General features: G+C 74.2%; 14 protein-coding genes. 2 read left to right on the top strand and 12 right to left on the bottom strand.

All coding sequences use genetic code 11. The features are described 5' to 3' along the window. Positions 1-83 precede the first annotated feature (83 nt). The 10 genes from ACZ4W9_RS24605 to ACZ4W9_RS24560 all read right to left on the bottom strand — a co-directional run bounded on the left by ACZ4W9_RS24605 (position 84) and on the right by ACZ4W9_RS24560 (position 13,714). The gene (locus ACZ4W9_RS24605) at positions 84-950 is read right to left on the bottom strand and encodes an esterase/lipase family protein (RefSeq protein WP_467939292.1); all 867 of its coding nucleotides are present in this window, start codon (positions 948-950) and stop codon (positions 84-86) included. Positions 951-1,113: 163 nt separating this feature from the next. Continuing rightward, the gene (locus ACZ4W9_RS24600; RefSeq protein WP_467939290.1) at positions 1,114-2,082 is read right to left on the bottom strand and encodes a DNA polymerase Y family protein; all 969 of its coding nucleotides are present in this window, start codon (positions 2,080-2,082) and stop codon (positions 1,114-1,116) included. Then, positions 2,079-5,588: a DNA polymerase III subunit alpha gene (locus tag ACZ4W9_RS24595; RefSeq protein ID WP_467939288.1), complete on the bottom strand. Its 3,510-nt coding sequence runs from the start codon at positions 5,586-5,588 to the stop codon at positions 2,079-2,081. Before ACZ4W9_RS24595 ends, ACZ4W9_RS24600 begins: the two co-directional genes overlap by 4 nt. A gap of 201 nt (positions 5,589-5,789) precedes the next feature. Beyond that, complete coding sequence (locus ACZ4W9_RS24590; protein ID WP_467939286.1) at positions 5,790-6,692, bottom strand: S1 family peptidase; 903 nt, start codon at positions 6,690-6,692, stop codon at positions 5,790-5,792. A 244-nt stretch (positions 6,693-6,936) separates the two neighbouring features. Then, positions 6,937-7,719 (bottom strand): DUF1684 domain-containing protein, encoded by a 783-nt coding sequence (locus tag ACZ4W9_RS24585; RefSeq protein ID WP_467939284.1) that lies wholly within the window; start codon positions 7,717-7,719, stop codon positions 6,937-6,939. 21 nt (positions 7,720-7,740) lie between these two features. Then, on the bottom strand, positions 7,741-9,024 hold the full coding sequence (locus tag ACZ4W9_RS24580; RefSeq protein ID WP_467939282.1) for an NtaA/DmoA family FMN-dependent monooxygenase: 1,284 nt from the start codon (positions 9,022-9,024) through the stop codon (positions 7,741-7,743). Continuing rightward, positions 9,021-10,142 (bottom strand): LLM class flavin-dependent oxidoreductase, encoded by a 1,122-nt coding sequence (locus tag ACZ4W9_RS24575; protein WP_467939280.1) that lies wholly within the window; start codon positions 10,140-10,142, stop codon positions 9,021-9,023. Before ACZ4W9_RS24575 ends, ACZ4W9_RS24580 begins: the two co-directional genes overlap by 4 nt. Before the next feature lie 166 nt (positions 10,143-10,308). Then, entirely contained in the window at positions 10,309-11,070 is a 762-nt protein-coding gene (locus ACZ4W9_RS24570; RefSeq protein ID WP_467939278.1) for an amino acid ABC transporter ATP-binding protein, read from the bottom strand. Further along, positions 11,067-12,860, bottom strand: coding sequence for an FAD/NAD(P)-binding protein (locus ACZ4W9_RS24565; RefSeq protein ID WP_467939276.1), 1,794 nt, complete (start codon positions 12,858-12,860; stop codon positions 11,067-11,069). The genes ACZ4W9_RS24570 and ACZ4W9_RS24565 overlap by 4 nt, the downstream gene beginning before the upstream one ends. Then, positions 12,857-13,714, bottom strand: a complete 858-nt coding sequence (locus tag ACZ4W9_RS24560) for an amino acid ABC transporter permease (RefSeq protein WP_467939274.1) — start codon at positions 13,712-13,714, stop codon at positions 12,857-12,859. The genes ACZ4W9_RS24565 and ACZ4W9_RS24560 overlap by 4 nt, the downstream gene beginning before the upstream one ends. Before the next feature lie 409 nt (positions 13,715-14,123). Between ACZ4W9_RS24560 and ACZ4W9_RS24555 the strand changes: the two genes are divergently transcribed. Both ACZ4W9_RS24555 and ACZ4W9_RS24550 read left to right on the top strand, forming a co-directional pair. Further along, positions 14,124-15,071 (top strand): ABC transporter substrate-binding protein, encoded by a 948-nt coding sequence (locus ACZ4W9_RS24555; protein WP_467939272.1) that lies wholly within the window; start codon positions 14,124-14,126, stop codon positions 15,069-15,071. A gap of 287 nt (positions 15,072-15,358) precedes the next feature. Continuing rightward, positions 15,359-15,796, top strand: coding sequence for a cell division protein SepF (locus ACZ4W9_RS24550; protein ID WP_467939270.1), 438 nt, complete (start codon positions 15,359-15,361; stop codon positions 15,794-15,796). A gap of 36 nt (positions 15,797-15,832) precedes the next feature. On the opposite strand, the gene ACZ4W9_RS24545 is transcribed toward ACZ4W9_RS24550, so the two are convergent. Together ACZ4W9_RS24545 and ACZ4W9_RS24540 are read right to left on the bottom strand one after the other, a co-directional pair. After that, positions 15,833-17,023: an acyl-CoA dehydrogenase family protein gene (locus ACZ4W9_RS24545; protein ID WP_467939268.1), complete on the bottom strand. Its 1,191-nt coding sequence runs from the start codon at positions 17,021-17,023 to the stop codon at positions 15,833-15,835. A gap of 513 nt (positions 17,024-17,536) precedes the next feature. Continuing rightward, the gene (locus tag ACZ4W9_RS24540; protein ID WP_467939266.1) at positions 17,537-19,162 is read right to left on the bottom strand and encodes an MFS transporter; all 1,626 of its coding nucleotides are present in this window, start codon (positions 19,160-19,162) and stop codon (positions 17,537-17,539) included. Between the last annotated feature and the right edge of the window lie 266 nt (positions 19,163-19,428).

Here is a 19,428-nt window from a genome sequence, read left to right as displayed (position 1 = left end):
TGGTTCCGGAACGTCCACGACGCGTCCGGGCGGGGCTCCGGGGCCTGTCCGGCGGCTCAGGCCGGGCAGGCCCCGGCGGCGGTTCAGCTCAGGGCCGAGGCGCAGGTGGTGGCGGTGGCGTGGGCCGGGTCGAGGGCGTTGGCCACCTCGTGGAAGGCGATCCGGTCGGACAGGCCGATCGCGAGGTGCTCGGACAGGTCGAGCGGGCAGAGGTCCTGGAGCAGGACGTTGCGGACGTCGGAGCCGCTCAGGTACTGGGTGCGCCAGGGGGTGACCACCTCGTCGTACCGGGTGGCGATGACGGTGTAGCGCACGCCGGGGACGGTGTCGCCGCCCGCGTTGAGCTTGGTGAGGAAGCCGGAGCCGGCGATCTGGTCGGCGAGGCCGGGGGTGGCGGCGTCGAGCAGGTCCTCGGCGCCGGGGAAGTACGGCAGCAGGTGGGTGAGGCCGACGAGGTCGGTGCCGTGGTTGTCGGGGGCGATGCCGACGAGGGCGCGCACCTTGACCGCTCCGCCGAGGAACTTCAGGTAGTAGCGGGGCATCATGCCGCCCTGGGAGTGGCCGACCAGGTCGGCCTCGGCGGCTCCGGTCGCGGCGAGCACCTTGTCGACGAAGGCGGACAGCTCCCCGGCCGACTTGTCGATGGGGCCGAGGCCGTGGAAGAGGGGGACGCCGGGAAGCCGGCCGTAGTCCAGGGAGTAGACGCAGTACCCGCGGCTCGTGAGGTACGGGGCGAGACCGAGCCAGTTGTCGACCGAGTTGCCGAAGGTTCCGTGGACGAGGACGACGGGCCGGGGGTGCGCGGCGGAGGGCTTGCACGTGTAGTCGTTCCACCCGCCGGCGGGGGCGCCGGCGTCGGAGGCGCTCGCGGTGGCGGCCGGTACGGCGGCGACGGCGGCGGCGAGCAGGAGCGCGGCGAGCGGTCTGAGCACTCGCTTCCAGGGCAGCATCGTGTGATCTCCTTGCGGCTCAAGGGGAGGTGCACGGCCTGTCCCTGTGATCCGGATCACGGGATGCTGTTCACTCGTCAAGTTACGGTCGGGTAGTCCGGCTGTGAAGTTACGCGTCAGTAAAAACTTGCAGTGCTAACCAGGGTGCGCGCGGCGGGCGGGGTCACGCCGCCAGGGTGCCCGGGACGACCGCGCGGGGGCCGAACCTCGCCCGGACCCGGTCCGCCGCCTCCTCGACGCGGCGGACCTTCTCGTCCACGGGGTCGAAGGTGAGCTGGTGGGCGGCCTGGTCGGCGGGGGCCAGGTCCTCGGCGCGCAGGGCGAGCGCGCGGACCCGGGCGCGTTGCAGGCCCAGCGCCTCGTACATGCCGTAGGCCGTCCTCGTCAGGGCCGCCGAATGCGCGGTCGGCTCCTTCAGGACGCGGCTGCGCGTGGTGGCGGACCTGTCGGCGTAGCGCACGGTGAGGGTCAGGGTGCGGCAGACCTTCTCCACCGCGCGCAGCCGGGCGCCGATCTCCTCGGCGGCCGACAGCAGCGCCCTGCGGTGCCGGTCGGGGTCCAGTTCGTCGAGGGAGAAGGCCCGCTCCGTCATCAGCGAGCGCGAGACGGCGTTCGGGACGACCCGGCCGCGGTCGATGCCGCCCGCCCTCTCCCGCAGTTCCCGGCCCGCCCGCGCCCCGATCAGCCGCTGGAGCGTGGACAGCGGCGCGGCGGCGACCCGGCCCAGGGTGTCCAGGCCGTACTCGCCCAGGGTGCGGGCGGTCGCCGCGCCGACGCCGGGCAGCGCGGCGACGGGCCGGTCCGCGAGGAACTCGGCGACGGCGTCCGCCGGCACCGCGCGGGTCACCCCGGGCCGGGCCTCGCGCAGCGCCATCCGGGCCAGCATCGGGCCCGGCCCGGCGCCGATCGCGCAGTCGACGCCGTACCGGGCGAGGGCCCGTACCCGGATCACCGAGGCCAGTTCCACCGCGTCGCGCCCGAAGTACCGCTCGGCACCGCGCAGATCGGCCAGCGCCCCGTCCGGCGGCAGCGCCTCCACGACCGGGGTGAACTCCTCCAGCAGCCCGAGCAGCCCCGGCAGGGCCGCCTCGTACATCGGCGGCAGCTGGAAACGTACGCAGAGGATGGTCATCCCGCACTCCCCGGACTCTGGTGCCACAACTTCCGTATCGCCGCCGGCCCTTGCGCGGCGCCCTCGCCCGCGGGCCGCAGATCGGCCCAGGGGTGCATCTCGTACCCCGTGGGCATGCGGATCGTCCGGTCCGCCATCGGGTCCGGGGCCGCGGAGCCGGCCGGCGCGGGCGGCCCCTCGGACCCCGCGACCCGGGCCCGGAACGGACCGCCGCCGCCCCGCGCCGGGGACCCGTCCGCGCCGGACGGGCCGGCCAGCCGGGCCGCGACGCCGTCGAGCCCCTCCGCGCGCCGCACCTCCACCAGGTCGGCGAGGTTCCAGGCGGCGGAGCCGACCACGCTGAGGCTGCGCGGGCCGCGCCGCTGCACCACCCCGCGCACCAGCAGCAGCCAGGAGTGGAAGACGGTGTGGGCGCAGGCGTCGTGGGAGTCGTCGAAGAAGGCGAGGTCCACCAGTCCCGTGCCGTCGTCCAGGGTGGAGAAGATGACCCGCTTGCCGGAGCGCACGGGCGGGGTCTGGGTGGCCGCCTTGGCCCCCGCGACCAGCACGGTCTCCCCGTGCCGGGCCGCGCGCAGCCGGCGCGCGGAGAGCACGCCCAGCTCCGCCAGGAACTCCCGGTGGTCGTCCATGAGATTGCGCGAGGCGTCCATGGACAGCACGCCCAGCTCGGCGCTGAGCCTCTCCGCCGAGGTCAGGTCCGGCAGCCCGGCCGGCGCGGTCTTCCGGCCGCCGGCCAGCGGGAGCTGGCCACCGCCGCCGCTCCGGGCGCCCCGGTGCAGCTCGGACAGGTGCAGTTGCAGATCGCGCCGGTTGGCGCCGAAGGCGTCCAGCGCGCCGACCTGGGCGAGCCGCTGGGCCAGCGGCCGGCTCGGCCGGGCCCGCTCCCAGAAGTCGACCAGCGAGGAGTACGGCTGCCCGTCCGCGATCCGCCGCGCCTCGGCCTCGCCGATGCCGTGGACGTCGCACAGCGCGAGCCGCAGCCCCCACACCACCGGCGACCCGGACACCAGTTCGATTCGATGGGCGGTGCCCGACACGTTCACGTCCAGCGGCAGGATCGGCACCCCGCGCCGCCGGGCGTCGGCCAGCAGCAGCCGCTTCGGGTACATCCCGGGGTCGTGGGTGAGCAGCCCGGCGTAGAAGGCGGCCGGGTGATGGGCCTTCAGCCACGCCGACTGGTAGGTGGGCACGGCGAAGGCGACGGCGTGCGCCTTGCAGAAGCCGTACGACCCGAAGGCCTCCACGATCTCCCAGGTCCGCCGGATCGTCTCCGCGTCGTACCCCCGGGCCGCCGCCCGCTGGGCGAACCACACCCGGATCCGGCCCTGCGTCCCGGGGTCGGACAGCCCGCGCCGCACCCGGTCGGCCTCGCCCCGGCCGCAGCCGGTCAGGATGGCGACGATGTCGATGACCTGCTCGTGGAAGACGACGACCCCGTACGTCCCCTTCAGCGGCTCCGCCAGGTCCGGGTGCGGGTAGCGCACGGGCGCCCGTCCGTGCCGCGCCTCGATGAAGGGCCGCACCATGTCGGCGGCGACGGGACCGGGCCGGAACAGCGAGATGTCGACGACCAGGTCGTGGAAGGTGCTCGGCTGGAGCCGCCCCACCAGGTCCCGCTGGCCGGGCGACTCGATCTGGAAGCAGCCCAGCGTCTCGGCGGACCGGATCAGCCGGTAGGTCTCCGGGTCGCCCGGCTCCACCGCGTCCAGGTCGATCCGCTCCCCGCTCGCCCGCTCCACCTCGGCGACCGCGTGCGCCATCGCCGACTGCATCCGCACGCCCAGGACGTCCAGCTTGAGCAGCCCGAGGTCCTCCACGTCCTCCTTGTCGAACTGGGCCATGGGCAGCCCCTCGCCGCTGGTGGGCACCACCGGCGTACGGGCGAGCAGGGAGGCGTCGGACAGCAGCACCCCGCACGGGTGCATGGCGACCCCGCGCGGCAGCGCGTCCAGCGCCTCGACCAGCTCCCACAGCCTGCCGTACTTCTCCTTCTCCCCCGCGAGCCGCCGCAGTTCGGGCAGTTCGGCCAGGGCCGCGCGGGCGTCGCGCGCCCGGATGTGCGGGAAGGACTTGGCGATCCGGTCGATCTCGGCCGGGTCCATGGACAGCGCGGCGCCCACGTCCCGGATGGCGTGCCGGACCCGGTAGGTCTCCGGCATGGCGACGGTCGCCACCCGCTCGCCGCCGAACCGGCCGATGATCGCCCGGTAGACCTCCAGCCGCCGCGCGGACTCCACGTCGATGTCGATGTCCGGCAGCACCACCCGCTCCTTGGACAGGAAGCGTTCCATCAGCAGCCCGTGCTCGACCGGGTCGGCGTGCGCGATGCCGAGGAGGTGGTTGACGAGCGACCCGGCCCCGGAGCCGCGGGCGGCCACCCGGATGCCCATCGCCCGGACGTCGTCGACCACCTGGGCGACCGTCAGGAAGTAGGAGGCGAAGCCGTGGTGGGCGATGATGTCCAGCTCGTGGTGCATCCGCTCCCAGTACGCGCGCCGCCCGCCGTGGCCGAGCCGCAGCATGCCCGCCGCGGCCCGGGAGGCGAGGGCCCGCTGGGCGGTGCGCCGGCCGGCGCCGACGAGGTGCGGCTCGGGAAAGTGCACGCTGCCCATGCCCAGGTCGTCCTCGGGGTCGACCCGGCACTCGGCGGCGGTGGCCAGGGTCTGCTCCAGCAGCCGGTGGGCGGCCTGCCGCCGGTATCCGGCCGCCTCCACGATCCGTTCGGCGGCGTCCAGCATGGCCGGCCCGTCCTTCAGCCAGGCCTCACCGGAGTCCAGCTCCCCACGGGGGTCGACGGGCACCAGGCGGCGGGCGGCGTCCAGCACGTCGGCCACCGGTCCCTGCCCGGGGTCGGCGTACCGGACGGCGTTGCCGAGCACCGGCCGCACCCCCTGCTCGGCGGCGAACCCGACGGTACGGGCCGCCAGCCGCAGCGAGCCGGGGCCGGTGCCGGTACGGCCGTGCCAGACGGCCTCCAGCCGCAGCGCGTCGCCGTAGACCTCGCGCCACGGGACCAGCAGGGCCGCCGCCCGGTCGGGCCGGCCGGCGGCGAGCGCCCGGCCCACGTCCGAGTCCGGCCCGAGCAGCACCACCAGCGCGTCGCCCCGGTGGCCGGCCCACGGCAGCAGTGGATTCCCCCCGCCCGCGTGCGCCGCGGTGACGAGCCGGCACAGGTCGGCCCAGCCCCGGGCGCCGTCCCGGGCGAGGAAGGTCACCCGGGGGTCCGACTCGTCCACGAAGGCGCCGCCGCGCACCGGGCTGCGCCGCTTGTCACGGCGTACGGTCTCCCGCGCCGCCACCGCCAGGTTCACCCCGAACAGCGGGCGGACGCCCGCCCCGGCGCAGGCCTTGGCGAAGCGCACGGTTCCGGCGAGGGTGTCGCGGTCGGTCAGGGCGAGGGCGTCCATGCCCCGCTCCGCGGCGCGCTCGGCCAGCCGCTCCGGGTGGGACGCCCCGTACCTCAGGGAGAACCCGGAGACGGTGTGCAGATGCGCGAAGCCCGGCACACCCACCTCCCGCACACGTGAGCCCCGAACGACTCTTCGAACATCAGTTCCCTACTGCCCTCCCCACCATACCTCCATTCCCGAACATGTGTACGACAGCCGTTCGAGCGCCTCCGACCTGCGCAAACACCCGCCGCGACCGCACGGCGAGGCCCCCGCACACCGGAGCGTGCGGGGGCCGGGGCCGATGGGGGGAGGGCGTCAGAAGACGTGCACCCCGTAGGCGCTCAGCGCCTCGGTGACCGGCTGGAAGAACGTCGTACCACCGGAGGAGCAGTCGCCGCTGCCGCCCGAGGTCAGGCCGTAGGCCGTGGTGCCGCCGTACAGCGGGCCGCCGGAGTCGCCGGGCTCGGCGCACACGGTGGTCTGGATCAGGCCGGAGACGATGTCGCCGCCGCCGTAGTTGACCGTCGCGTTGAGCGCGGTGACCCGGCCGCTGTGCGTACCGGTCGTGGACCCGCGGCGGTAGACGGTCGTGCCCACCGACGGCGTGGCCGCGCTGGTGATGTCCTGGCTGCCCACGGCACCCGACTTGGTCACCGAGCTGTTGGTGTAGCGCACGAGACCGTAGTCGTTGCCGGGGAAGCTGGAGCCGGCCGTGGTGCCGAGCGTGGTGGTGTGGGAGGAGTTCGACCACCAGGTGGTCGCGCCGTCGGTGCAGTGCCCGGCGGTCAGGAAGTAGTAGTTGCCGCTGGAGTCCTGGACGTTGAACCCCAGCGAGCAGCGCCAGCCGCTCGCGTAGATGGCGTCGCCGCCGGAGATCAGCTTGTTGAACTTGCCCGGCGTGTGCTTGATCACCAGGGCGTCCGCGTCGCCCCCGGCCTGCTTCTCGATCTTGGCGATCTCGGCCTGGGACACCGTGCTGTCGACGGTGACGACGACGCGGTTGGTCTTGGCGTCCACCGCCCAGGCCGTGCCGGGGACGTCGGCCCGGCGGACGGAGTCGCTCGCCTTGGTGAGCTGGGTGGCACTGAAGGTGTGGGCGTCACTGGCGTTCGCGGTGGGGGCGGCGAACGCCGCCGCGGCGAGGAAACCCGTGGCCACGGCCGTCAGCCGGACCCGTCTCGCGGTGCCGCCGCGGGGAGTGGTGCGCTTGATCCTCACTTGTCGTTCCCCTCCAAGGGAAGTCGGGGGCCCGCGTGGGGTCGGGGCCCGTGAGGCGCAGCCAGGAGCCCGACCGGATGCGATGTACATGCCCCTGACAAGCGCTGGGGTGGAGTATTCGGCCGAACGGCCGGTCGGCACAAGGGTGCCTTTCGGCCGTCGGCCCACAACCACCCCAACGCACCACAGGACGGCACCGGGCCGGCCCGGACGCCCGGGCGGCGCCGGGCCGGCGCACCGGGGCTCAGCTCAGCCGGCGCTCCCCCGCCTCGACCGCCACGTCCAGCGTGTTGCCGGGGGCCGGCAGCGGGCAGATGAAGTGGCCGGCGAAGGCGCACGGCGGGAGCTGTGCGCGGTTGAAGTCGACGGTCACGCGCCCCTCGGCGTCCGGCGCCGCCGGGAAGAGGAAGCGGAACCGGAAGCTGGTGTCACCGCTGGTGGCGTCGGCGAACACCGCCCACAGGCCGCCGTCCGCCCGCTGCGCGACCTTCAGCGTCCGCTCCCGGCCGGCCAGCGGGAAGGCCAGCTCACCGGCGAGGTCGAAGCCGCGCTCGCGGCCGTCGGCGTTGCCGAGCCGGATGGTGCGCGTGCCGTCGTACGGGGTGAACCGGCCCGGCACCGACCAGCGCGGGTCGTAGGGGCCGGCCTCGATGCCCCGGAAGGCCCGCCGGGCGGCGGAGTCCGGGTCGAACACCCGCACCCCCCACACGCCCTCGCGCACGAGGACGACCAGCCGCTTCTCCCCCAGCGCGACCCGCGCCCCGGCCTCCGGGCCGCTGTCGGCGGCCAGGGTGGTCTCGCCGGCGAACGGCCGGCCGGCCACGGTCAGGCCGTCGGCCTCGGTGGCGGTGAGCACGACCCCGTCCTCCCGCGCCACCCACTTTCCGGGAATGTCCGGAAGTCGACCATCCGGATAGTCCTCGACCCAGTGCGTCCCGGTCAGCGCGAGCGGGCCGTAGGGCGCCGAAACGCTCTCCACCCGGTCCTCGTGCCACTGCTTCCAGGCGTCGGACGCGTCCGTCGTCATCTCAGGTTCCTTTCCTCTGTCTCATGTCTCATCCGTCGTCCCTCCCGGCACCCCGAGATGGGAGCGGAGCGTGCGGCCCCGGTATTCCGTGCGGAAGGCGGAGCGCTCCTGGAGCAGCGGCACCACCCGGTCCACGAACTCCTCCAGGCCGCCGGCCGGGAGCTGCGGGACCAGGAGGAAGCCGTCGGCGGCCCCCTCCTCGGCGTACCGGTGCAGGTCGGCGGCGACCGTGCCGGGCGTGCCGACGAAGGACTGCCGGCCGCTCGCCTCGATCACGGTCTCCCGCAGGGAGAGCCCCTTCTCCTCGGCCAGCGCCCGCCAGCGCGCGGCGAGCGCGCGTGTACGGCGGTCCCGGGCGCGGGGCTCGGCCCGGGGCAACGGGCCGTCGGGGTCGTATCCGGACAGGTCCGTCCCCCAGATCCGCTCCACCGCGTACAGCGCGTGGCGCGGGCCGATCAGCTGCCGCCGGATCCCGGCGGCCCGCTCCTGCGCCCCGGCCGCGGTGTCGCCGAGCACGACGGTGATCCGGGACATCACCTTCAGGTCCCCGGGGCCGCGGCCGTACGCCGCGAGCCGCCGTTTGACGTCGGCGTAGCGGGCGCGGGCCGGTCCCGGCGGGGCGTGCCGGACGAGGAGCACGTCGGCCGAGGCCGCGGCCAGTTCCCGGGCCCGCTCGGACTCCCCGGACCGGATCACCACGGGGTGGCCCTGGGGCGAGCGGGGCAGCCCGAACTCGCCCGCGATGTCGAAGTGCCGGCCCCGGTGGGCGAACGGCCGGGGCACCCCGTCGGGGCTCCATGAATCCCACAACCGCCGGGCGGCCAGGAGGAGTTCGGCGGCCCGGCCGCAGGGGTCGGGACGGCCGGCGGAGCGGTGGCCCGCCGCGGTCCCCACCCGCCAGCCCGCCCGGCCCGCACTGAGGTGGTCCAGGGTGGCCAGCCTGCGGGCGAGGTCGTACGGCTCCGCCCAGGCGGCGTTCACCGTGGCGGCGAGGCCGAGCCGGGTGGTGACCCCGGCGAGCGCGGCGAGCACGGCGACCGGTTCCGGCCCGCCCACCGGGTCCAGTTCGTGCGGCCGCCCCCGGTACTCGGGCAGCGGCGGCTCCTCGTCCAGCAGGAGGAAGTCGAACAGGCCGCGCTCGGCGGCGCCGGCGAGCCGTTCGAAGGAGGCGAACGCGACCCGCGAGCCCGCGCCCGCCCCGGTCCACAGGGCGCCGGTCCCCACACCGGCCGGGTCGCCGGCGCCCGGGGCGGCCGGGTCGGCGCCCGGTGGCACGGCAGCCAGGTGCAGCTGTCCCGCGGTCATGACGCTCCCCGGGCCTCGGCCGACGCCCGGGACGCGGCGTACCGGTTGGCGGGCCGGGTCAGGCCCAGGTGCTCGCGCAGGGTGCTGCCCGGGTAGAAGGTGCGGAACAGCCCGCGGTGCTGGAGCAGCGCCACCGTGCCGTTGACCAGCCGTTCCAGATCGCGGCGCGGTTCGACCGGGACGAAGTGGAAGCCGTCGGCGACGCCCTCGGCGTGCCAGGCGGCCACCAGCTCCGCGAGGTCCACCGGGCCGCCCCGGTACAGCGGGCCGCGCGCGGTCGGGTGCGGCCCGCCACCCCATCCGCCGAGTTCCCGGCTCCGTTCGAACAGGGGGGATCCCCATCCCGGCTCGGCCGCGTACTCGCCCTCGCCGAGGTCCACCAGCAGGCTCACCAGCACTCTCAGCGTGTCCGGGTCCCGCCCGAACGTGCCCGCCTGGTCCCGCAGCCGGTCCCGTAAGTGGGCGGCCTGGGCGGGGGAGGACGCCCGGACCAGGACCACGTCGGCGTGGCGGGCGGCGACCGTGCGGGCGTCGCCCTCGGTGGCGTCGACCACGCGGACGGGGTGGCCCTGCGGCGGCCGGGGCACGGTCGAGGGGCCCCGGACCGAGAAGGCGGTGCCGGTGAAGTCGACGCGGTGCACCCGGTCCCCGTCGAGGAAGCGGCCGGTGGCCACGTCCCGGATCTCGGCTCCGTCCTCCCAGCTGTCCCACAGCCGTGCGGCCGCGTCGGCGGTCTCACCCGCCTCCCGCCACAGGGCGTCGGCGGACGCCGCGGGCCGGCGGCCGAACAGCCGGGCCTCGCCCTCGGTGGCGGACACGTCGATCCGCCAGCCGGCCCGGCCCCGGCTGATCCAGTCCAGGGTGGCCACGGCGGCCTGCACCCGGAAGGGGTCGGTGTGCGTGGTGGTGACCGTCGGCACCAGACCGATCCGCCGGGTCGCGGCCGCCACCCGGCACAGCACGCCGAGCGCGTCGGGGCCGGGCCGGGCGAAGGAGTCGTCCAGCGTCACGAAGTCCAGCCCCCCGCGCTCGGCGAGCCGCGCCGGCCCGGTGAACGCCCCGCCGTCGAACACCCCCGGCTGATCGAGCGCGGCGGCGAGGTGCAACAGCCCCCTCATGCCCGCTCCTTCCCCACCACGTGCCGCGCCCGCGCCGTCCGGGCCCGCCACGGTCCGCGTTCTCGTCCCCACCGCGACGGCGCGCGGCCACGGCGGCGCGGCCCGGCGCTGCCGGACCCGCCGCACGCCCTGCCGCGACCGCGTCGCGTCCCCTCGGCACCCACCCTCACAGCACCTTCGCCAGGAACGTCCGGGTCCGCTCCTCGCGCGGCGCGCCCAGCACCTGCTCCGGGGTTCCCTGCTCCACGATCCGTCCGTCGGCCATGAACACCACCGTGTCGGCGACCTCCCGGGCGAACGCGATCTCGTGGGTGACGACGATCATCGTGGTGCCCTGTGCCGCCAGGTCCCGGATGACGTCCAGCACCTCTCCCACCAGCTCGGGATCGAGCGCGGACGTCGGCTCGTCGAACAGCAGCAGCCTCGGCTCCAGCGCGAGTGCCCGCGCGATGGCCACCCGCTGCTGCTGCCCGCCGGACAGCTGACGCGGATAGGCGTCCGCCTTGTCCCCGAGCCCGACCCGCTCCAGCAGCCGGCGTGCGCTCTCCACGGCCTCCTTCCGGGGCCGCTTCAGCGCGGACACCGGCGCCTCGATGACGTTCTCCAGGACGGTGAGGTGGGGAAAGAGGTTGAAGTTCTGGAAGACGAACCCGATCCGGGTGCGCTGCCGCAGCACCTCGCGCTCGGGCAGCTCGTGCAGCTTGTTCCCGGCCCGCCGGTAGCCCATCAGCGCGCCGTCCACGCTGATCTCGCCCCGGTCCACCTTCTCCAGGTGGTTGATGGTGCGCAGCAGGGTGGACTTGCCGGAGCCGGAGGGGCCGAGCACGACGGTGACCTCGCCGGCGCGCACCTGGAGGTCGATGCCCTTGAGCACGTCGAGCGAGCCGAAGCTCTTGTACACCGACCGGATGTCGACCATGACGCTCATCGCGTGAGCTCCTTCGCTGGTGCGGGGGCGTCCGGGACCGCGTCCGGGGCCGCCTGTGAGGTGAGGAAGAACAGCGCCGCCCGGGCGGTCGCGTCGTTCTGCCGGAACGCGGGGCCGCCGGTGCGCGGCCGGGTGAACGCGCCGGGGGTGCGGGAGTCGGTGTACGGGCCGAGCGCGAACCGCCGGGGGTGCGGGCGTCCGGCGGTGTCCAGGATCCGGCCGTCGCCGGGGTCGACCCGGAGCAGCCCTTCGGGGGACTCGGCGGCGCCGTCGGCGCGCAGTTCGCGCAGCAGGCCGTCCCGGGTGCGGCCGAGGGCCGGTTCGGGCAGCCGGGCCTCCACCAGCGCCCGGGCGTCGACGGAGAAGCCCGGCACGGTGGGGCTGGCGGCCCGGAACACCCCGTCCTCGGCGGTGACGGTCATGCCGGCCCCGACGAACCGGAGCAGTCCGGCCCGGGACAGTGCGAGCATCTGCCGCAGCCGCGGTCCGGGCGGCCCGGACGCCAGGTAGCTGAAGAACCCGTGCCACCACGGCCCGAGGTCGCCGAGCCGGATGAGTTGCCCGTAGACGGAGAGCAGCCCGAGGAAGACGGCCAGGTCGGGGCTGTGGGCGGGGTCGTGACGGCGGCGCAGGTCCGCCTCGATGTACTCCCGCATCCCGTCCTGGAAGGCGTCGTGCGAGGCGTGGCGGACCCCGTCCAGCGGGCGGTCCAGCGCGGTGAGGTCGAGCCGGTCGGCCGGGTCGGGCACGGCGGCGGCGACCAGCGCCCGGCGCTCGGCGGGGGCGTCGGCCGCCGCGTACCTCGCCTCGAAGTCCGGCCAGGCCATCGCCGTACGCCCGGGGTGGGCGGTGAACAGCCGGTGGTAGTGGGCGAAGCCCAGCTCCTTCTCGACCAGCGGCCACACATCGCGCCGGAAGTCCGGGCCGCCGGGGCGGGCCAGCAGGGCGTCCACCTCGGCGGGGCCGAAGAAGCGGGGCAGCGGCGGCCGGTCGCCGGTGAGGTCGTAGCCGATCTTCGAGTGGTACGGCACTCCGCGCCGGGAGCCGACGTAGAGCACCGGCTCCCGCCCCGAGGGCAGGTACCGGTCGCCCTCGTGGCGTCCGCCGCGGCCCTCGGTGAGCAGGACCATCAGGTCCACGAAGGCCAGGCCGAAGCCGCGGACGAGGACGGGTTCGCCGGGCTCCAGCGCGGACAGGTCGCTGTCGGCGGTGAAGTCGGGCGGCAGGTGCACCAGGCCGTGGTCCCGGGCGTAGGCGGCCAATGCGGCCTGCTCGCCGTCGAGTTCGGCGTCCAGGTGCCCCAGGGCGAGGATCACCAGGTCGGCGAGGAGCGGGCGCGGGTCCCCCGCGAGCCACACGCGCTGCCGGCCCTCGCGGGGCCCGCTGATCCTGAGGGCGCGCCGGGGGTGGTGGTGGACGGTGACGTGCGGGGGCAGGGCGGCCCGGGCCCGGTCGTACACCCAGCGCAGATAGCGGCCCTGGAGCCGCCGGTCGGGGAAGACCCGGCCGTCCAGCCCGGCCCACTCGTGCAGGGTGGGGCCCGGGCGTACCGGGCCGTCCATGGCCACCGTGTCGTCGGTGAACATGGTGACGTCCTCGGCGTGCGAGTTCATCCACAGCAGCGGGGACTGCTCCTCGCGCCATATGCGTCCGCCGCCCGGCGGATGGGGGTCGACGAGGTGGATGTCCAGGCCCGGACCCGTGTACAGCGCGGACGCGTTGGCGGCGAGGCGCTCGAGGATGCCGGTCCCCCGCGGCCCGGCCCCGACGATCACCAGCTGCTGCCTCATCGGGTCTTCTCCGTGCCGCGGGCGTAGCGCTTCTCGACGTAGTACTGGCCGACGCCGAGCAGCGAGGTGACCACGGCGTACCAGAGGGTGGCGACCATCAGCAGCGGGATCACCTGGTAGGTGCGGTGGTACACCAACTGGGCGGAGAACAGCAGGTCGTTGACGGCGATGATGCTGACGATCGAGGTGCCCTTGAGGGTGCCGATCAGCATGTTGGCGGCGGGCGGCACGATCGAGCGCATCGCCTGTGGCAGAACGATTCGCCACCAGCGCCGCCCGCGGCCGAGGCCGAGCGCCTGGGCGGCCTCGATCTGCCCGCGGTCGACGGAGAGGATGCCGCCGCGGACGACCTCGGCGGCGTAGGCGGCCTCGTGCAGGGTGAGGCCGACGACGGCGACGGCGACCGGGCTGAGCAGGTTGACGGTCTTCACGCCCAGCACCTGCGGGTACAGCGCCCCGATGTTGAACCACAGCAGCAGCTGCACCAGGATCGGGATGGACCTGAACAGCCAGACGTAGCCCCAGCTGACCGCGCGCAGCACGGGGTTGGCGGACAGCCGGAACGCGGCGAGCAGGGTGCCGAGGGCGAAGCCGAGGGCCATCACCACGGCGGTCAGCCACAGCGTGAGCCACAGCCCGCGCAGGATGGCGTCCGAGGTGAAGTACTCGGCGACGACGTCCCACTGGAACGCCTTGTTGCGCAGGACGGAGTTGACGGCGAGCCCGAGCAGTACGAGGACGGCGACGGCCGCCGTCCACTGGCCGTAGCGGCGCTGCGGGACGATCCGCGGGGCGTCGGCGGGCTCGGGGGTCTGGGAGGGGGCGGGGACTTTGGCGAGGGTGTCGGATGACATGCGAAGGCTCCGTGACGCGTGAATCGTCGGAACGAAGGTGATGCCTTCACACGGGCGCGCCGCGCGACGCGGATACGGCCGAGCCCCTCAGCAGGGCCGTATGCCGAGAGTACGGGGGCGTTTCGGTCCGCTGTCAAGGCTGTCCATACTGTGAGCCGTACATCTCAAGTCAGTTGACGCGGAACCGGATGCCTGTTCCACTTGGCCCATGCATCCACAGCAGTGGCTGGTCACCCGCTCCCACATCGACTTCGGTCGCGTGTGGTCCTCTTCCTGTTGAGCTGACCCCCTGCGCGCCCGCCGTCCCGGCGGGCCTCCTCGCGTTCTCTTGCTTTCACCCCGCCTTCACACGCGCTCCCCTCCCCTCGCGCTTCCGCACACCCGCCTGCTCTCAGGAGACCGCTGACCGATGCGTACGCCCATTTTTCGGCATGTCATACCCTTTACCGCCATTACCTCGGCCGCCCTCCTGCTCACCGCCTGCGGTTCCGGCTCCGGTGACACGGACGGTGCGGGTGCCTCCGGAGTGGCCGCCAAGAACGCCGGGATTCCCACCACGGACGTCGTCTCCGCCATCCGGGAGGATCCTGCGGCGGCGAAGCTGCTGCCCGCCGGCACCACCGGCCTCACCGTCGCGGTCAGCGTCGGCGGCACCCCGCCCGGCACCGCCTACCTCGGCGACGGCAAGACCCTGACCGGCCAGGACGTCGACTTCACCCGGGCGGTGGCCCGGGTGCTCGGCATCAAGCTGAAGGTGGAGCAGGCGAGCTTCGACGCGATCCTGCCCGCCCTGGACAGCGGCAAGTACGACTTCGGCGCGAGCAACTTCGGCGTCACCGACGAGCGCCGCAAGACCATCGACTTCGTCACCTACATCAACGACGGCCAGGGCTTCGCCACCCGCAAGGACAGCAAGCTGACGAAGATCACCGACCTGAAGCAGCTGTGCGGCCTGAACGTGGCGACGGGCGCCGGCACCACCTTCGAGGCCACGCTGGAGCGGAGCAAGCACGTGTGCTCCGACGCGGGCGAGAAGGCGTACCAGGTGCAGACCTACAGCGAGCAGAGCGCGCTGTGGTCCTCGCTCCAGCAGGGCCGCAGCGATGTGGTGATGTCCACGATCAACGGCCTGCGCTACGCCGTCGCCCATCAGGATGGTCTGAAGTTCCTCAACGAGTACCACCGCCTGGACGTCGGCTTCGCCTTCAAGAAGGGATCCGAGCTGGCGCCGGCCTTCCAGGCGGCCGTCAACAAGCTGCTCTCCGACGGCTCCTACGAGCGGATTCTCAAGAAGTGGGGGACGACCGGCTCGGCGATCGAGGAGTCCCGCATCAGCCCGCCGGAACAGAAGAACTGACGGCTATGACGGGCCCCGGCGACCGGCCGGGGCCCGTCTGAGCGCCCGTCAGGATCACCCGGACGCACCTCCTCTCACCCGTCCGCCGGGAACAATCATATTTCACTCTCAGTCAGCAGCGGTATGACCCGCGACCCTTGGGGCACAAGGACTCTCGACGGAACGGCTGTGCACCAGTACCGTCACAAACCCCCCGCGCGGCGTCTATCCACTTGGCGCACCGTCCGCATCATGGATGACCATAGGGATGCGGAAAGCAAGAAGGACCGCTGTGAGAGGAGGCGTCCATGGGATCGGTACGCAAGGCGAGTGCATGGCTCGGCCTCGTCGACGACAACGATGACGAGCGCTATTACGACGACGACTACTCCGAGGGCACCGCGTCCGGGGACGCCTGGGTCACCGACCCGCGCGTGCGGGTGGCCACGGACACCGCCGAGGAGAAGGGCCGCCGGATCGGCACGGTGACCCCGGACAGCTTCCGGGACGCCCGCGCCATCGGCGAGCTGTTCCGGGACGGGATCCCGGTCATCATGAACCTCACCAACATGGAGCCCGGCGACGCCAAGCGGGTCGTGGACTTCGCGGCCGGGCTCATCTTCGGGCTGCGCGGCTCGATCGACCGCGTCTCCAACCGGGTGTTCCTGCTCACCCCGGCCGACACGGAGATCATCAGCGGCGAGGCGTCCGCGCACCGCTCCGACGGCTTCTTCAACCAGAGCTGAGGCAGGGCCGCTCACGGCCCCGCCCTGCCAGGGGGCTCACCGGAAGGCGTCCAGCCCGGTGAGCGCCTTGCCCAGCACGAGCTGGTGCATCTCGACGGTGCCCTCGTAGGTGAGCACCGATTCCAGATTGGTCGCGTGCCGCATCACCGGGTACTCCAGGGAGATCCCGTTGGCACCGAGGATCGTCCGCGCCGTACGGCAGATCTCGATGGCCTCGCGGACGTTGTTGAGCTTTCCGAAGCTGATCTGTTCCGGCCGCAGCCGGCCGGCGTCCATCCGCCGCCCCAGGTGGTGGGCGAGCAGGATCCCCTTGTGCAGCTCCACCGCCATGTCGGCGAGCTTGGCCTGGGTGAGCTGGAAGCCGCCGATGGGCCGCCCGAACTGCTCCCGCGTCCGCGCGTAGTCCAGGGCCGCCTCGAAGCTGCTGCGCGCGGCGCCCATCGCACCCCAGACGATGCCGTAGCGGGCGTGCGAGAGACAGCCGAGCGGTCCGCGCAGCCCGGTGACCTCCGGCAGCACGGCGGTGCCGGGCAGCCGTACGTCGTCCAGGACCAGTTCGCTGGTGACCGAGGCGCGCAGGGACCACTTGTGCTTGATCTCCGGTGCCGAGAAGCCGGGGCTGTCGGTGGGCACGACGAAGCCGCGGATGCCCTCCTCGGTCTGTGCCCAGACCACGGCCACCCCGGCGACCGAGCCGTTGGTGATCCACATCTTGCGGCCGCTGAGGACCCAGTCGTCGCCGTCGCGCTTGGCGTGGGTGCGCATCGAGGCGGGGTCGGAGCCGTGGTCGGGCTCGGTCAGCCCGAAGCAGCCGATCACCTCGCCGGCCGCCATGCGCGGCAGCCACTGCCGCTTCTGCTCCTCGCTGCCGAACCGGTGGATGGCGTACATCGCGAGGGAGCCCTGCACGGAGACCAGCGACCGGATGCCCGAGTCGGCCGCCTCCAGCTCCAGGCAGGCCAGGCCGTACTGCACGGCGCTCGCGCCCGCGCAGCCGTATCCGGTGAGCGACATGCCGAGCGCGCCGAGGGAGCCGAGTTCGCGGGCGAGGTCCCGGATGCCGGGCAGCTCGCCCTTCTCGTACCAGTCGGCGACGTACGGCAGGACGCGGTCGGCCGCCCAGCCGCGGACCGTGTCCCGGATCGCCAGGTCCTCCGGCTCCAGCAGATCGTCGATGCCGAGCGGATCGGCGGCATCGAACGGGGGCAGCTTCGCGGACGCGGACATGAGACATCCTCCGGGACGGAACGCGACAAAACTAGCAGCGCTAGTTACGGCTTCTCCGGCCGACGTTACGACGCGGATTCCCGCACGTCCAGACCGGACCGGCACGCGCCTCGCGCGCGTCGGGAACGGGACCGGCACGGGCACCCCGCGCGTCCGCGACCGGACCGGTACAGGGGCCCCGCCATGCGGACCGGCACAGGGGCCCGCGCGTCCGGAGCCGGAACGGTACGGGGTCATGGCGTCCGGAGCCAGGCTGGTACGCGGGCCCGCCCGCCCACGCCGGCACAGGCGCCCCGAGCGTCCCAAGCGGACCGGCACGGGCGCCCCGAGCGTCCCAAGCGGACCGGCACGGGCACCCCGAGCGTCCCAAGCGGACCGGCACGGGCACCCCGCCCACCCGCGACCGGACCGATGCGGGGGCCCCGCCATGCGGACCGGCACAGGGGCCCGCGCGTCCGGAGCCGGGCCGGTGCGGGCGGTCCGCGTGGCCGGGGCGGGTCGTCCGGGGCCGGGTCAGGCGGTGACCCGCGGCTTGCCGGGGGCCGGCTCGGCCTCCCGGGGTGCCGGCAGCCCCACCTCGCCGTCGGCCGGTTCCCCACCGCACTGCACGGCCCGCGGCAGCCGCAGCGCCAGCAGCGCGCCCAGCAGCAACAGACCCGCGCTCACCAGCAGGGTCACGTGCAGCCCGTGCACGAAGGAGTCCCGCGCCGCCCGGCGCAGCGCGGCCCCGGCGGCCCCGCCGAGCCGGCCGGCCACCTCGTAGGCCTCGCCGAGGGAATGGCCCGCCGCGTCCGAGGCGCCCCGCGGCACACCCGGTACCCCGCGCAGCCCCGGGGCGTAGGCCGCGTTCATCACGCTGCCCAGCAGCGCGATGCCGATGCCCGCGCCGAGCTGGTACGCCGTCTCGCCGATCGCCGCCGCGCCGCCCGCCCGGCCGGCCGGGGCCTCGCTCAGCATCGACTCGTACGCGCCGAAGAGGGTGGTCTCCAGGCCGAAGCCCAGCAGCACGAACCCGGCCAGCAGCAGCGGCGGGTCGTCGGTGCCGCCCATCGCGGTCAGGGTCAGCACCGCGGCGGCCGTCAGGCAGAACCCGGCGCACACCATCCGCCGTGGCCCGAAGCGGCGCAGCACGCGTGCGCCGGCCAGGCCCGCCGCCATGGCCGCGACGGTCAGCGGCAGCAGCCGGAGGCCGGTCCGCAGCGGGGACAGGCCGAGCACCAGTTGCAGGTACTGGGCGGCGACCAGCTCCAGGCCGACCAGCGCGAGCATGGCCAGGACGATGCAGCCCACCGAGGTGCCGAACGCGGGCCGGGCGAACATCCGCAGTTCCACCAGCGGATGCGGGTGCCGCCGCTGGCGCCGTACGAAGAGGAAGAGGAGGGCCGCACCGGCCAGCAGGGGCAGCAGGGTGGCCGGACTCGCCGGCGCCTGGCCTCCGCCGAGCCGCTTCACCCCGAGGACGGCGCCGAAGAGCCCGCCCGCCGCGAACAGCGCGCCGGTCACGTCCCAGGACCCGTCGGCCGTGCCCCGGGACTCCGGCAGCAGCATCCGGCCCACCGGAAGGCTGATCAGCATCAGCGGGATGTTGACCAGGAAGACCGAGCCCCACCAGAAGTGCTCCAGCAGGAACCCGCCGAGCAGCGGCCCGACCGCCGCGCCGACCGCGGCCACCGCGCTCCAGACGCCGATGGCGAGGGCGCGCTCGCGCCGGTCGGGGAAGACCTGGCGGAGGATCGACAGCGTGGCCGGCATGATCATCGCACCGCCGACGCCGAGCAGCGCGCGGGCGAGGATCAGCATCGGCGCGCTCCAGGCGAACGCGGCCACGGCGGAGGCGACGCCGAAGAGGCCGTAGCCGAGCAGCAGCACCCGTCTGCGGCCGACCCGGTCGCCCAGGGTGCCGAAGAGGATCAGCAGCGAGGCGCAGACCAGCGGATAGACGTCGACGATCCACAGCAGTTCCACGGCGCCCGGCCGGAGGTCCTCGGTGACGGCGGGGACCGCCACGTGCAGCACGGTGGCGTCGAGCGCGACGAGCAGCAGGCTGGCGCACAGGACGACGAGGACGACCCACCGGTCGGCACCGGCCCCGGCCGCCCGACGCCGCTGCGGCGCGGCAGCCGTGGTCGTCCCGGACATGTACGTACCTCCCAGATGATCCCTCACGTGGGGCGGAGACGGGGTGGGGACTCCCTGTCGGACGGCCGGGACGAGCGGTGTCCACGGCCCGCGCGGAGCCACGCGAGTGACTCGTCAGCGTACGCGAGTCGGCCACGGGGTCACGTGGCGCACCTCTCACCCGTGCGGGGCGACCCGTGTGGCGTACAGCACGCCCTCTTCCCCGTGACCGGCCGGTCCCGGCACCCGCGCGCCTTCGGCCGTGGCCCCGTTCGGGCGAGAGCGGG

This window comes from Streptomyces sp. NPDC029296, from assembly GCF_055569255.1.
This window is presented reverse-complemented; position numbering and strand designations above follow the sequence as displayed.

Excerpts from the sequence above, each read along its gene's own strand:
- ACZ4W9_RS24605 (WP_467939292.1), bottom strand. The coding sequence starts at position 950 with ATGCTGCCCTGGAAGCGAGTGCTCAGACCGCTCGCCGCGCTCCTGCTC.
- ACZ4W9_RS24600 (WP_467939290.1), bottom strand. The coding sequence starts at position 2,082 with ATGACCATCCTCTGCGTACGTTTCCAGCTGCCGCCGATGTACGAGGCG.
- ACZ4W9_RS24585 (WP_467939284.1), bottom strand. The coding sequence starts at position 7,719 with ATGACGACGGACGCGTCCGACGCCTGGAAGCAGTGGCACGAGGACCGG.
- ACZ4W9_RS24580 (WP_467939282.1), bottom strand. The coding sequence starts at position 9,024 with ATGACCGCGGGACAGCTGCACCTGGCTGCCGTGCCACCGGGCGCCGAC.
- ACZ4W9_RS24575 (WP_467939280.1), bottom strand. The coding sequence starts at position 10,142 with ATGAGGGGGCTGTTGCACCTCGCCGCCGCGCTCGATCAGCCGGGGGTG.
- ACZ4W9_RS24570 (WP_467939278.1), bottom strand. The coding sequence starts at position 11,070 with ATGAGCGTCATGGTCGACATCCGGTCGGTGTACAAGAGCTTCGGCTCG.
- ACZ4W9_RS24565 (WP_467939276.1), bottom strand. The coding sequence starts at position 12,860 with ATGAGGCAGCAGCTGGTGATCGTCGGGGCCGGGCCGCGGGGGACCGGC.
- ACZ4W9_RS24560 (WP_467939274.1), bottom strand. The coding sequence starts at position 13,714 with ATGTCATCCGACACCCTCGCCAAAGTCCCCGCCCCCTCCCAGACCCCC.
- ACZ4W9_RS24555 (WP_467939272.1), top strand. The coding sequence starts at position 14,124 with ATGCGTACGCCCATTTTTCGGCATGTCATACCCTTTACCGCCATTACC.
- ACZ4W9_RS24550 (WP_467939270.1), top strand. The coding sequence starts at position 15,359 with ATGGGATCGGTACGCAAGGCGAGTGCATGGCTCGGCCTCGTCGACGAC.
- ACZ4W9_RS24545 (WP_467939268.1), bottom strand. The coding sequence starts at position 17,023 with ATGTCCGCGTCCGCGAAGCTGCCCCCGTTCGATGCCGCCGATCCGCTC.
- ACZ4W9_RS24540 (WP_467939266.1), bottom strand. The coding sequence starts at position 19,162 with ATGTCCGGGACGACCACGGCTGCCGCGCCGCAGCGGCGTCGGGCGGCC.